Raw genomic sequence first — 14154 nt, 5'->3', positions numbered from 1 at the left:
CATGTCCGCAACCTCGTCCCTCGTCATCGAGTTCGTGCCGGTCGAACGGCTGCGCCACATCGAAGGCTTCAGCAAACGACGGGTGGAGTGGCTGACCCGCAAGATCGTGGACGAGGGCCTGTGGACCAAGCCGGTGGCGCTGGATGCCGACCACGACCTGGTCCTCGACGGCCAGCACCGGATGGAGGCCGCCCGTACGCTCGGGCTGCGCCGGATCCCGGCGGTGCGCTATGCGTACTCGGATGTGGAGGTATGGAGCCTGCGCCCGAACCATGCCTTCGACTGGCAGCAGGTCACCGAACGCGCACTGGCCGGGCAGCCGTATCCGTACAAGACGGTCAAGCACGCCTTCCCCGACGGCGGCCTGCCCGCCTGCGCGATCGCGCTGGAGTCGCTGCGATGAGCGCTGTCGACCACGTCATCATCCTGGCGGCCGGACGCAGCCTGCAGCTTGACGGCATCAGCAAGGCGATGATCCGCCACCCGCGAACCGGCCGGACGATCCTCGAGCATGCGATCGAGGCCTTCGCCCGCAAGCACATCACCGTGGTCGTGGGCTTCCGGGCGATCCAGATCATGCAGGCCTACCCGCAGCTGGACTACGTGCACAACCCGGACTGGGCCCTGACCAACAACGCGATGAGCCTGGGCCTGGCGCTGGACAGCCGCCCGGCCTACGTGGTGTCCGGCGACATCTTCATCGGTCCCGAGCTGGTCCAGCGCCTGGATCACGCCGCACCGGACCTGGTGCTGGTCTCGGACCGGGAGAAGCGCGCGCTGTCGGCCATCCACTGCGTGGTGGACGAGCGCCGGCAGGTGGTCGAGACCTACCAGGGCCCGGTGCGCAGCATGTCCCACCCCGAATCGGTCGGGATCTTCAAGGTCAGCGATGCCGGGCTGCTGCGCACATGGCAGCGACGCTGCATCGAACATTCGAACCTGTTCGCCGGCCAGTTGCTGCCGTGCGACCAGGCGCCGGTGGCGGTCGAGATGCTGGGCGGCGAGCTCTTCTTCGAGATCAATACCCCGGTCGACTACCTGGAACTGCTGCAGGCCAGCCGCGCGCCATGATCCGCTCGTTCACCATCGGTGTTCCGGTCTACAGCCGCGCCACCAGCGAACTGTCCGCCGCGCTGGAACGGTTCCGCGAAATCTCCGATACGCGCTGCAGCGAGGCCGGACTGACCCCGCGGACCCGGCGCCTGACCCTGCCGCCGCCGGCATTCGATGCCGAGGCCGCGCCGGGCGCGCTGCGCTCGATGATCGACAGCGTGCGCGGGCTCGCCGATGCCGCCGGCGCGCGCTGGTACTGCCTGCCGCTGGACCTGTTCGCCGAGCGTGGCCGCGGCGCGCTGCTGGAAGAAGCGCAGGCGCTGATCCTGCGCGACGCCCGACTGTTCCTGAACCTGATCGTGGCCGATGCGGACACCATCGCGATGCAGGCGGCCGAAGAAGCCAGCCGCTTCGTGCTCAGGCTGTCACGTCGCAGCAACAACGGCATCGACAACTTCCGCGTCGGCATCTCCGCCGCCTGCCCGCCCGGCACCCCGTTCTTCCCGTTCTCGCGGCATGAGGGCCAGGACCTGGCCTTCAGCATCGCGATGGAGACCACGGCGACCGCGCTGGCGCTGGCCCGCGAGGCCAGGCAGCACCACTGGCCGATGAGCGTGTTCCAGGATGCGCTGGTCGAAGCGCTGGCCGCCGACATGGGCCGCGTCGATGCGCTGGGCCGTGCGATCGCGGCCGACAGCGGCATCGCCTACCGCGGGCTGGACGGTTCGTTCGCGCCGTTCCCCGATGGCGAGACCTCGGTCGCCAAGCTGGTCGAACTGCTGGGGCCCTCGCCCGTCGGCGCCCATGGCAGCGTCTTCGTCACCAGCGTGCTGACGGACGCGCTCAAGCAGGCTGCGCTGCGCGCCGACGTGCGCACCGTGGGCTTCAACGGCGTGATGTACTCGGTGCTGGAAGACAACGGGCTGACCGACGCCAACAACCTGCGCGCACTGAGCCTGGAGAAGCTGGCCCTGCTGTCCACCGTGTGCGGCTGCGGCATCGACATGGTGCCGGTGCCCGCCACGATGTTCACCGAGGACATGACCGGGCTGGTCCTGGACATCGCCGCCCTGGCGGTGCGCCTGCGCAAGCCGCTGGGCGTGCGGCTGCTGCCGATTCCGAACCGGGCAGTCAACGAGTACACGCAGCTCAATCTGGACTTCCTCTGCGACAGCCGGGTCATGGATCCGGGCATCAGCGCGTCGAGGCCGATCCTCAACGACACCCTGTGGCGCTACCGCGCCGCGCGCGAAGCGGAGAGTGGAACCACATGATCGACCAGGACAAGGTCAAGCGCTTCTGGGACGGCCGCGCCACCATGCTGCACAAGGTGGCATTCGAATCGGTCGCCAACCTCGAGCAGGACAGCGACAACCTCAAGCTGAAGATCGACGACGAGACCGCCAAGGTCTTCGACTGGCTGCCGGACCTGCATGGTCTGTCCATCCTCGACCTGGGTGCAGGGGTCGGACAGTGGTCGTTCCGTTTCGGCGAGCGCGGCGCCGGCCGCGTCCTGGCGGTCGAGTACGCACAGGGACTGGCCGACATCGGCCAGGCGGAAGCAACCCGGCGTGGCATGCATCAGGTCGCTTTCCAGGTCGCTTCGGCCGAGGACTTCGATACGCACGAGCAGTTCGACTTGGTCTACATTTCGGGCCTGTTCGTCTATCTCAACGACGCGCAGGCGGAGAGGCTCCTGTCGCGGCTGCACCGATTCGTCCGCGACGGGGGATTGCTGATGGTGCGCGACGGTACCGGCGTTGCGGGTCGTCATGAGATCGACGACCGCTTTTCCGAACATCTCGGCGAGCGCTACTCGGCGACGTACCGCACACGCGACGCGTACGTGGACGCCATCGCCGGCAGTGGCTTCGATCTGTTACGTGACGAGAACATGTTTCCGGAGGGACATGCGCTCAACAAGTATCCCGAGACGCGGCTGCGCCTGTATCTGTTCCGGAAGCGCGGCTGATGCCCAGTATCCAGCCGGTCGATCCAGAGGTGACCTGGCCATCGCACGAGGGAAGCCTCGGCGTGGTCGGCGTTGCGCCGTGGGCGACGCTCGACTTCCTCAAGGCGTTGTACGCCCAGGTCGAGGCGGGCAAGGACTGGCACTACCCGCGCGTGCTGTGCGACATCAACACCAAGCTTCCGAGCCGCGGCCGGCACCTGGAACTGGGCGAGCGCGATCCGTCGCCGTTCATCGCCGCCACGATCGCCGAACTGGCCGCCCAGGGCGCGACCGCCGTGGTCGTGCCGTGCAACACCGCTCATATCCTTTACCAGCGCTGGGCGGAGAGCGCACCGGTCGCCGTCCCCAGCATCGTCGCCGCCACCGTGTCCGCACTCGGAGCCCGCGGTGCACGCCGGGCCGCGGTTCTGGCGTCGGTCTCTCTCTATCGGCACGGCCTGTACCAGGATGCCCTTGCCGCCGCGGACATCGAACCACTACCGCTGCTGGACGACGAGGTCGATCTGGTCGCAGCCGCGATCGAATCGGTCAAGGTGCGGGGCCGGATCGATGCCCTCCTGCTCGATCGCGTCGAGCGGCTTTTCTCGCGTCTGGCCGCGACGGGGGCCGATGGCGTGATCCTCGGCTGCACGGAACTGGCGACACTTGAAACGCCTGCCCTGCACCACCTGCCGGCAGTGGCCGACTCCAACACGTCCCTGGCAACAGCCGCGCTGCACGCGATCGGCGTACGGGCGCGCGTCGGCAATGCCGACGCCAATCAAGGAACGTCGCAGGCATGACCGCAGCAACGCCGGATACCAGTACACACGTCGACAGCAGCCCGGGCGGCCGCAGGCGACGCGTCGCCATTCTCTACCAGCTGCCCGAATCCTGGGGCAACGTGCGCAGCGTCTGGGACGCGATGCAGCGCGATGACGGCATCGAGCCCAGCGTGATCATGGTGCCCTTCCTGCACCCGGACTACCGCTGGAACCGTGAGGATGCGGCACGGCACCTCGACGAACTCGGCCTGCCGTGGCGCGCCTGGGACGAGATCGACCTGCGCACCGCGGGACTGGACGCGGCCCTGTTCACCTCGCCCTACGACGAGACCCGGCCGCCCGCCTGGCGATTCCCGGAGCTTCGCAGGCACGTGCCGTTCACCGGCTATGTCCCCTACGGCCTGGAGGTCGGTGGCGGCGACATCAATCTGACCCACCAGTACGGCCAGCCCGTCGCGATGCACGGCTCGGCCGTGTTCGTCCGCTCGCAGAGCGCGCGCGGCATGTACAGCCGGCATTGCCCGACCGGCGATCGTCATGTGGTCGTGTCCGGGCATCCGCGCATGGACGGTCTGGTCGACCTGGACCGGTTCCCGGTCGATCCCGAACTGCGCGCGCAGATCGGTGACCGTCGCGCCGTGCTCTGGAACGCGCACTTCTCGTTCGATGGGGACCTGTGGTCCAGTTTCGACCAGCTCGCCATGCCGATCTTCCGCGCGTTCGCACGGCGTCCGGAACTGGTCCTGCTGTTCCGGCCGCATCCGCTGCTGTGGAAGAAGCTGCTCAACCTGTCGATCTTCGACGAGGCCGGCGTCGCCGCCTTTCGTGAGGAACTGCTGCGCATGGGCGTGGTCATCGACGAACGCCCGGACCACCGCCACGCGTTCGCCGCCAGTTCGGCCATGCTGACCGACGCAGGCTCCTTCCTGATGGAGTACTTCGTGACCGGCAAGCCGGTCCTCTACCTGCGCAACCCGCATGGGCTGGGACTGAACGACGAAGGCGCGGCGGTGGCCCGCTACTACGACACCGCCACCAGCGACACGGACATCGCCCGGTTCCTGGACAGCCTGGGCCATCGCCCGGAGACGGAAAAGGCACAGCGCATGGCCGCGATCCCGATGTTCTTCGCCGACTTCGACGGCAATGCGGGCCAGCGCGTCGTCGACCACATCAAGTACGCGCTCGGAGCCTGAGGCCGCCATGAGCAGTTCCCAGCCCGCCATCCACCCCGCCGCGGACGTGCAGTCGCTCTCGATCGGCGAGCGTACCCGCATCTGGCAGTACGTCGTGGTCCTGGCCGGGGCACGCGTCGGCGCGGACTGCAACATCTGCGCGCAGTGCTTCATCGAGAACGATGTCGTCGTCGGCGACCGGGTGACGGTCAAGAACGGCGTGCAGCTATGGGACGGCCTGCGCATCGCCGACGACGTCTTCATCGGCCCGAATGTCACCTTCACCAACGATCGCTACCCGCGCTCGCGCCAGCACCCTGCCGCGTTTCCGCAGACCATCGTGGAGGCCGGTGCGTCGATCGGCGGCGGCGCGGTGATCCTGCCCGGCCTGCGCATCGGTGCAGGGGCGATGGTCGGTGCGGGCGCCGTTGTCACCCGCGACGTGGCCCCGCGCGCCCTGGTCGTCGGCAACCCCGCCCGTTTCGTCCGCTGGCTGGACACGGAGTCGCAGCCGTGAATGTGCCTTTCCTCGACCTGAAATCCCTGAACCTGCGCTTCGAGCGCGAGTTCGTCGACGCACTGCGCCGCGTGATGGCCAGCGGCTGGTACGTCCAGGGCCAGGAACTGGCCGCGTTCGAGGCCGAGTTCGCCGCGTTCTGCGGCGTGCCCCACTGCGTCGGCGTGGGCAACGGTCTGGACGCGCTCACCCTCGTCCTGCGCGCAGGCATCGAGCTGGGACGGCTGAGCTCCGGCGACGAGGTGATCCTGCCTGCCAACACCTTCATCGCCACGGCGCTGGCGGTGTCCCAGGCCGGCCTGGTGCCGGTGCTCGCGGAGCCCGACGCCAGCGGCAACCTGTCGCCGGCCGCCGCCGCAGCCGCGATGACCTCCCGCACCCGAGCCCTGATGCCGGTCCATCTGTACGGGCGGCTGGCCGACATGGCGGCACTGCGCACGCTCGCCGATGCGCACGGACTCTTCCTGATCGAGGATGCGGCGCAGGCCCATGGCGCGATGCGCGCCGGTCGCAGCGCGGGCAGCTTCGGCGATGCCGCAGGCTTCAGCTTCTTCCCGGGCAAGAACCTCGGCGCGCTCGGCGATGCCGGTGCCGTGGTGACGACCGATCCCGGGATCGCGGCCTGCGTGGCCTCGCTCCGCAACTATGGCTCCAGCCGCAAGTACCACCACGACCGGCAGGGCGTGAACTCGCGGCTGGACGAACTGCAGGCGGCCTTCCTGCGCATCAAGCTGCACCACCTGGCCGCGGACGTCGCCGAGCGCGACGCGCTCGCGCGACGCTACGACGCCGGCATCGACAATCCCTGCCTGTCGCTGCCACAGATCCCTGCTGCGGACGAGCGCCACGCCTGGCACCTGTATGTCGTCCATTGCAGCGCGCGCGACGCCCTGCAGGCGCACCTGCGTGCGGCCGGCGTCGAGACCCTGATCCATTACCCGGTGCCGATCCACCGGCAACCGGCCTACGCCGCCGGGCACTGGCCGCCACTGCCGCTCGCCGAATCGATGGCGGGCACGGCGCTGAGCCTGCCGCTTCACCCCGGACTGTCCGACCAGCAGCGGGTCATCGACGCCTGCAACGCCTTCCACCCCTGAACCGCGCGAGGAAGCCACCATGTCATTGCAACACTGCAAGATCATCGACCTTCCCAAGGTGGAAGATCCGCGCGGCAACCTCACCTTCATCGAGGCGGACCGGCACATCCCGTTCGACATCCGGCGCGTCTACTACCTGTACGACGTCCCCGGCGGCTCGCACCGCGGCGGCCACGCGCACAAGGATCTGCACCAGCTGCTGATCGCGATGTCCGGCAGCTTCGACATCACCCTCGATGACGGCCGCACCAAGTTCAAGTACCACATGAACCGCTCGTACTACGGGCTCTACATCCCGCCGATGATCTGGCGCGAGATCGACAACTTCTCCAGTGGCTCGGTGTGCATGGTGCTGGCATCGGAGCACTACCTGGAGAGTGACTACTACCGCGACTACAACGAGTTCCGCACCGTCGTGACTGGAAAGTGAGATGACGAGCAGCACCGATCACGCACAGCGCCTCCCCGCAGGCGAGTACCCGGCCATGGCCAGGCTCGAGGTCTGCCTGCAGCACCTGGTCGACCGCAAGATCCAGCTGCGCGCCGCGCAGGCCGCCACCGCGCATGGCGAGGCCGCCCCGACACCGGCGCAGCCCGAGCCGAACGTATTCGCCGGGCGCCTGGTCGCCATCGAGAATGCGACCGGGGCGCGTCGCCGGCGCCTGCTGGCCGCCGAGCACGACTGGCAGCCGGCGCCACTGGAGATGGTGGATTTCGCGATCCCGCACCACGTGCGCGAGGCGCGACCGCTCGCCTGTCCCCAGTATTCGGCGGAGTTCGAGAATGCGCGCGTGGTCGCCGGCATCGGCGCCGTCCTCGACCGGCAGGCCGGCGAGATCGTCAGCGACGCCGTCTACCGCAACCACCACCGGATCAATACCGACTGGTACATCAAGTACCGGCTCGATGCAGTCGACCCGCTGCGCAGCCGCTGCTTCTCCGGCCGTGGTCAGGCGCGATCGGTGGCCAACGCGGTCTCGCTGTTCTCGTGGGAGAACCGCAACTATGCCCACTGGCTGATCGAAAAGCTGGCGAGCATGCGCTGGATCGGCCGGGCGCGGCTGCCCGACGACACCGTGCTGCTGGTCGAGGCCGGGCTGCCGGCCACGGTAGTCGCATCGCTGGAGTTGTTCTGGCCGTCCGACCGCATCGTGTTCGTGGAGCGCGGAGAGGCGGTCGACGTCGGCCGGCTGTTCTACTTTTCCGACGCCGCCGAGATCTGGGAGCCGCGCGACGGCCATGTGTTCGACGGCAGCGACTACCGCATCTGTCCCGAAGCGATGCGCTGGCTGGCCGGCGCCGTGCGCGAGCGCGTGCCGACGGTCGCCGTGCAGGCGCGGTCGGCCTACCTGATCCGTCCGCCCGGGGGCAACGGCCGGGCGGTCGCCAACCAGGAGGCGCTGATCGCCCTGCTGCAGCAGCACGACCACGACTGCATCCAGCCGGCGTCGCTCGACTTCGCCGCCCAGGTGAACTACTTCTCCGGGCTGGACCTGGCGATCTCCCCGTCCGGCGCCGCGCTGGCCAACCTGCTGTGGATGCGTCCGGGCAGCACGGTCGTGGTGCTGGCGATCGACGTTCCGGAGATGATCTACTGGTTCTACCACGCACTGGCCGCCGCCATCGGCGTCCGCCTGGTGTTCTTCCCGGTGCAGGGAATCGCGCATCCGCAGCTGCCCAAGTTCCACTGGGACACCGAGGTGCCTGCGGTCGCGCTGACGCAGTGGCTGGCGCGGAACATCGATGGCGCATCGGCCTCGCCCGCAGGCCGGCACGACGCCGCGCTGCCCGTGCAGGCGACCGGGCCGGTCGACGTCACCGTCGCGGTGATGTCCTACAACAACGCCGCCCACATCGGCGAGACCGTGCGCTCGGTGCTGGCGCAGCAGGGCGTCAGCCTGGAGCTGATCGTCCGCGACGACTGCTCCACCGACGCCAGCCTCGAGGTCCTGGCCGCCTTCGCCGGCGATCCGCGCTTCACCCTGGAGCGCAACGTCGTCAACCGCGGCATGTACGCCAACTACAACCGCTGCGTCGATTCGGGCAGCGGCCGCTACGTGGTCGTGCTGGGATCGGACGACATCATGTATCCAGGCCACCTGGCCTCGCTCGTGGCCTGCATGGACGCCCATCCGCAGGCCGCGCTGGGCTACACGCAGTGCAACTGGATCGACGGCGACGGCGCGCTGATCCGCTACGCCGACCATCCCGGCCACCGCAAGGCGTCGTACTGCGGCCAGCGCAACGAAGTCGCCGACCTGCTCGCGTTCGACGACTACGTGACGCCGTCGGCGATGATCCTGCGCCGCGATGCGCTCGACCGTGTGCGCCTGCCCGATGGACGCATCCACGACGACATGCCGGCCGGCGACTGGGACCTCACCGTGCGTGTCGCCGAAGTGGCGCCGGATTTCGTGTTCCTGCGCCAGCCCAGCCTGGGCTACCGGGTGCATGGCAGCCAGATCTCGACCGGTTTCTACGCCTCCAACGCGCCGCTCGACAACCATCTGCGCATCCTCGAGGGTGTGTTCCGGCGCGGCAACCAGCATCTGCTGCGCGGGCGCGAGCAGGACGTGGCCGCACTGCTGCGCGGACGCCTCGCGCAATATCCAGCCGAGCGCGATACGCCGCTTGGCCAGCGCGCCGTCCAGATGCTCGCCCGGCTGGACGCGTTGAAGCACGTCCCGACCGGGGACATGACGGTCACGACCGCGGCGACGCCCGGCGACGGCCCGCTGTTCTCGATCATCCTGACCACCTACAACCGCCCCGCCCTGCTCGCCGACGCACTGGCCAGCGTCGGCGCGCAGACCCTGCGCGACTTCGAGGTGGTCCTGATCAACGACGCCGGCAGCCCGGTCGAAGCGCTGCTGGCGGGGTGCGACTTCCCGGTGCACTACATCCGGCAGCCGACGACGCAGGGGCCTTCGGCGGCACGCAACGCCGGCCTGCGCCTGGCGACCGGCCGCTTCGTCGCCTACCTCGACGACGACGACATCTTCCTGCCCGACCATCTGGAAGTCCTGGCCGAGGCGCTGGAAGCGCGTCCGGATACCTTCGTCTACACCGAGGCCGAGTACGTCGCCGAAAGCCTGATCGACGGACAGCGCATCGAACAGGGGCGCAGCGTGCCGTTCCGGCACGAGCGCTACGACCGCGACCGCCTGTTCGCGCGCAACTACATTCCCGTCAACACCTGGGCGCACCCGCGCAGCATGCTGCGCGAGGTCGGCGCGTTCGACACCTCGCTGGCGGCCTTCGAGGACTGGGACCTGCTGCTGCGGCTCGCCGCGCGCTTCCCGTTCTTCCACGTCGCCCGGACCACCGTGGAGGTCCACACGCGCGTGGCCGGCGCCGGCGACGACCATCTGTCCGGCCGCGAGCGCAAGAACTTCCCTGAGCTGTACCGCACGCTCTATGCGCGCCACCCGGGCACCGGCAGCGCGCGCCTGCTGCAGGCGCGCAGCGAGACCGCCAGGTCGATGGGCTTCGGCAACCTCGCCGACGAGGCGCAGCCGCGGGTCACGCTCGATGCCTGGCTCGAGCGCCGGGTCCCGAGCCCGGCGCAGGGCGCATTGATCTCCGCGCATTTTTCCGCCACCCCGCCCCCGACCATCGCCGTCATCGTGCTCGACGCGGACGGCGACCGGACAGGGCTCGAGCGCACCTTCGACAGCCTGGTGCAGGACAGCGCGCTGCAGCCGCATCTGCAGGTGTTCGCCGTCACCGCACTGGCCGAGGCCGAACCCGCGCACGCTGCCACGCCACGTCATGTCGCCATCGGCGTCGAAGGGGTGCCGGGCACGATCAACGGCCTGCTGGCCGCTGGCGATTTCGACTGGTTCGTACTGGTCCAGGCGGGCGACCGCTTCACCGCAAGCGGCCTGGGCATCGTGGCCCAGGAACTGATCGGCGCGCCCGGCATGCGCGCGATCTACGCCGACGAGATCATGACCGACGGCAAGGGCCAGCTGTCGGCGATGCTGCGGCCCGGCTTCAACCTCGACCTGCTGCTGTCGATGCCCTCGAGCATGGCCCGCCACTGGCTCTACCGGCGCGATGTGGTGGTGGAGGCCGGCGGCTTCGATCCGGCCTTCGCCGAATCGCCCGAGTACGAACTGCTGCTGCGCCTGATCGATACCGGCGGCCTGGATGGCCTGGGCCATGTGGACGAGCCGCTGCTGCTGGCCGCGGCTCCGGAAAGCCGCACCCTGCAGGTCGAGATCGACGCGCTGCAGCGTCACCTGCGGAACCGGGGCTATGAGCAGGCGCAGGTCGGCACCACCCTGCCGGGCTGCTACCGGATCGACTACGGCCACCCGGCGACACCGGGCGTCTCGATCCTCGTGCCGACCCGCAACCAGCTGGCTCCGCTGCGCCGCTGCCTGGAAACGCTGCTGGAGAAGACCGCCTACCGCAACTACGAAGTGCTGATCATCGACAACGGCAGCACCGACGAGGACGCCCGCACCTGGCTTGCGGGCATCGAGGCGATGGACAGTCCGCAGATGCGGGTGCTGCGCCATGGCGGCCCGCACAACCAGGCGGCGATGCTCAACTTCGGTGCGGCCCAGGCACGCGGCGACTACCTGTTGCTGCTCGACCCCAACACGGCGGTGGTCAAGGACGACTGGCTGGACGCCATGCTCAACCATGCCCAGCGCCCGGAGGTGGGCATCGTCGGCGCCAAGCTGCTGCACAACGACGGTCGCGTCCAGCACGCCGGCCTGGTGCTCGGCCTGCGCGACGTGGCGGCCACGCCGTTCATCGGCCTCAAGCACGACGACCCCGGGTACATGTTCCGGCTGCAGGTCGACCAGGACTACAGCGCCGTCTCGTCGGCCTGCCTGATGATCCGCCGCGAGGTCTTCGACAGCGTGGGCACCGGCCTGGACGAGGCCGCGTTCCCGCTCGCGTTCGGCGGGGTCGACCTCTGCCTGAAGGTGCGCAGCGCCGGCTACCTGGTGGTGTGGACGCCGCACGCCGTGCTGATGCACGACGTGGTGCTGGACCGGCCCCATGCCGACCAGGTGCAGCTGGAGCAGGAGCGCGATGCGATGCTCGAGCGCTGGCTGCCGCTGCTCGCGCGCGACCCGGCCTACAACCAGAGCCTGACCCTGTTCGGGGTCGGCTACCAGGTCGACACGCGCAACGCCATCAACTGGCGGCCGCTGCGCTGGCGGCCCCGGCCGGTCGCGCTGACGCTGGCGGCCGACAAGTTCGGCTGCGGCCACTACCGGATCATCGAGCCGACGCGTGCGATGAACGAAGCCGGCCTCGCCGACGCGCACTGTACCGACCGCTACCAGACGCCGGTGGACATCGAGCGGCTGAGCCCGGACGTGATCGTGCTGCAGCGGCAGATGTTCAAGGACAGGCTGGAGCCGGTGAAGCGCCTCGGCCGGTTCAGTCGCGCCTTCAAGGTCGCCGAACTGGACGACTACCTGCCCAACATCCCGCTCAAGAGCGCGCACAAGGGCGTGATGCCCAAGGACATCCTGCGGACCATGCGCGAGTCGCTGAAGCTGGTCGACCGCTTCGTGGTTTCGACCGCGCCGCTGGCCGAGGCGTTCGCCGGCATGCACGACGATATCCGGGTGGTCGAGAACCACCTGCCGCCGCGCTGGTGGAGCCAGATCCGCGGCGGACGGCGTGACGGACCGCGGCCGCGCGTGGGCTGGGGCGGTGGTGCCGGCCATCGTGGCGACCTGGAACTGATCGCCGACGTGGTCAAGGCGCTGGCCGACGAGGTCGACTGGGTCTTCTTCGGCATGTGCCCGGACAACATCCGGCCGTACGTGCGCGAGTTCCACGAGGGCGTGTCGATCGAAGAGTACCCGGCCAGACTCGCGGGACTGGATCTGGATCTGGCGCTGGCGCCGCTGGAGGACAACCTGTTCAACCGCTGCAAGAGCAACCTGCGTCTGCTCGAATACGGCGCGTGCGGTTACCCGGTCGTCTGCAGCGACATCGAGCCCTACCAGGGCAGTCTTCCGGTCACCCGGGTCAAGCCGCGCTTCCGCGACTGGGTCGATGCGATCCGCATGCACACGCAGGACCTGGATGCCGCCGCCAGGGCCGGCGAGGCGCTGCGCGAGGTGGTGCAGCGCGACTGGATGCTGGACGAGCGGCACGCCGCGTTCTGGCTGTCGCAGTGGCTGCCTGATTGAGCCCGTACACCCCGTTGCCGGCGCCATGCCGGCAACGGGAACGCGCGGAGTCCGTCGCCGCGCGCCATCGCAGCAAGCCGGTCGTCACGGCGGAAGCCTCATCCTCCCGAGCCGGCGCCCGAGCAACCAGCGGCGGGAACGCGGGTGCGGTGCGGCGACGATGATCCGAGGCCGATCTGCCTGCTGGCACTGGCCGCCACATCCGCCAGCGGCGTGTACCGCCATCCGTGGACACGCAACGGACCGGCGGGCACGCATCGGCGTTCCGGTCGGTGGCACATCGCCGCGATGGCACGTCACGCGCTCCTGCGAGCTCCACGGCGACACGCCGCCATCGCCACCGGGGGCGAATCGCCTCAGCCAGTCGCCTGCGGGAACAACAGCATCGCGTCGCCGTAGCTGAAGAAGCGGTAGCGCTCGCGCACCGCATGCGCATAGGCCTCGAACACGCGGTCCTTGCCGGCGAACGCCGATACCAGCATCAGTAGCGTGCTTTCCGGCAGGTGGAAGTTGGTCACCAGCGCATCGACGCTGCGGATCCGGTAGCCGGGGAAGATGAAGATACGGGTTTCGCCGGCGAACGGATGCAGTTCACCATCGACCATCGCACTCTCCAGCGCGCGCACGACGGTGGTGCCGACCGCGACCACGCGCCCGCCGGCCGCACGCGTGCGCCGGATCTGCGCAATCAGTTCGGCGCCGACGTTGAGCCACTCGCTGTGCATGTGGTGGTCGCGCACATCGTCCGCGCGCACCGGCTGGAAGGTGCCGGCACCGACATGCAGGGTGATATGGCCGAACGCCACGCCCTTCGCGCGCAGCCGTTCCAGCAACGCCTCGTCGAAATGCAGGCCGGCGGTCGGCGCGGCGACGGCCCCCACCCGCTTCGCGAACACGGTCTGGTAGCGCGCATCGTCGTCCTGCCCGGCCTCGCGGCGGATGTACGGCGGCAGCGGCAGGCGCCCGGCCTTCAGCAGCCAGGTCTCCAGCGGCGCGCCGACATCGAAGCGCAGCAGGTAGAACTCGCCATCGCGGCCGAGCACCTCGGCCTGGCCGCCGGCATCCAGCGCGATCCGGCTGCCCGGCTTGGGCGACTTGCTGGCACCGACCTGGGCACGGGCCTGGTTCCCCGGCAGCAGCCGTTCGATCAGGATCTCGACCCGGCCGCCTGTCTCCTTCTGCCCGAACAGCCGCGCCGGGATCACCCGGGTGTCGTTGAACACCAGCAGGTCGCCGGGCTGCAGCAGCGCATCGAGGTCGCGCACCTGCCGGTCCTGCAGCGCGTCCGGTACCGGCGGTACCACCAGCAGACGGCTGGCGGACCGCTCGGCCAGCGGCGCCTGCGCGATCAGGTCCTCGGGCAGTTCATAGTGGAAATCGGACTTCTTCAAGACGGGACGACCGGC

The 14154-nt window shown here is 69.2% G+C and carries 11 protein-coding genes; 10 read left to right on the top strand and 1 reads right to left on the bottom strand.

The features are described 5' to 3' along the window. Position 1 precedes the first annotated feature (1 nt). Genes IB242_RS04330 through IB242_RS04285 form a run of 10 tightly spaced genes read left to right on the top strand, consistent with a single transcriptional unit; the run spans position 2 to position 12748 of the window. Positions 2-403 (top strand): hypothetical protein, encoded by a 402-nt coding sequence (locus tag IB242_RS04330; protein WP_192276186.1) that lies wholly within the window; start codon positions 2-4, stop codon positions 401-403. Then, complete coding sequence (locus IB242_RS04325) at positions 400-1071, top strand: NTP transferase domain-containing protein (protein WP_192276185.1); 672 nt, start codon at positions 400-402, stop codon at positions 1069-1071. The genes IB242_RS04330 and IB242_RS04325 overlap by 4 nt, the downstream gene beginning before the upstream one ends. Beyond that, positions 1068-2327, top strand: coding sequence for a DUF711 family protein (locus IB242_RS04320; RefSeq protein WP_192276184.1), 1260 nt, complete (start codon positions 1068-1070; stop codon positions 2325-2327). Before IB242_RS04325 ends, IB242_RS04320 begins: the two co-directional genes overlap by 4 nt. Beyond that, positions 2324-3025, top strand: a complete 702-nt coding sequence (locus tag IB242_RS04315) for a class I SAM-dependent methyltransferase (protein WP_192276183.1) — start codon at positions 2324-2326, stop codon at positions 3023-3025. Before IB242_RS04320 ends, IB242_RS04315 begins: the two co-directional genes overlap by 4 nt. Beyond that, positions 3025-3807: an aspartate/glutamate racemase family protein gene (locus IB242_RS04310; RefSeq protein ID WP_192276182.1), complete on the top strand. Its 783-nt coding sequence runs from the start codon at positions 3025-3027 to the stop codon at positions 3805-3807. Before IB242_RS04315 ends, IB242_RS04310 begins: the two co-directional genes overlap by 1 nt. Further along, a complete protein-coding gene (locus IB242_RS04305; RefSeq protein WP_192276181.1) occupies positions 3804-4985 on the top strand; it encodes a CDP-glycerol glycerophosphotransferase family protein in 1182 nt (393 codons plus the stop codon). The genes IB242_RS04310 and IB242_RS04305 overlap by 4 nt, the downstream gene beginning before the upstream one ends. Positions 4986-4992: 7 nt before the next feature. After that, positions 4993-5481, top strand: coding sequence for an acyltransferase (locus tag IB242_RS20730; protein ID WP_343237084.1), 489 nt, complete (start codon positions 4993-4995; stop codon positions 5479-5481). After that, positions 5478-6578, top strand: coding sequence for a DegT/DnrJ/EryC1/StrS family aminotransferase (locus tag IB242_RS04295; RefSeq protein ID WP_192276176.1), 1101 nt, complete (start codon positions 5478-5480; stop codon positions 6576-6578). Before IB242_RS20730 ends, IB242_RS04295 begins: the two co-directional genes overlap by 4 nt. 19 nt (positions 6579-6597) lie before the next feature. Then, positions 6598-7008, top strand: coding sequence for an FdtA/QdtA family cupin domain-containing protein (locus IB242_RS04290; RefSeq protein ID WP_192276174.1), 411 nt, complete (start codon positions 6598-6600; stop codon positions 7006-7008). A gap of 1 nt (position 7009) precedes the next feature. Further along, complete coding sequence (locus IB242_RS04285) at positions 7010-12748, top strand: glycosyltransferase (RefSeq protein ID WP_225540016.1); 5739 nt, start codon at positions 7010-7012, stop codon at positions 12746-12748. 356 nt (positions 12749-13104) lie between these two features. On the opposite strand, the gene queA is transcribed toward IB242_RS04285, so the two are convergent. Continuing rightward, a complete protein-coding gene (gene queA, locus IB242_RS04280) occupies positions 13105-14139 on the bottom strand; it encodes a tRNA preQ1(34) S-adenosylmethionine ribosyltransferase-isomerase QueA (protein WP_192276172.1) in 1035 nt (344 codons plus the stop codon). Positions 14140-14154 lie beyond the last annotated feature (15 nt).

The organism is Xanthomonas sp. XNM01 (assembly GCF_014851915.1).
Classification (GTDB): Bacteria; Pseudomonadota; Gammaproteobacteria; order Xanthomonadales; family Xanthomonadaceae; genus Pseudoxanthomonas.
Note: the sequence above shows the minus strand (reverse complement) of the source record. Positions and strands in the feature narration are given on the sequence as shown.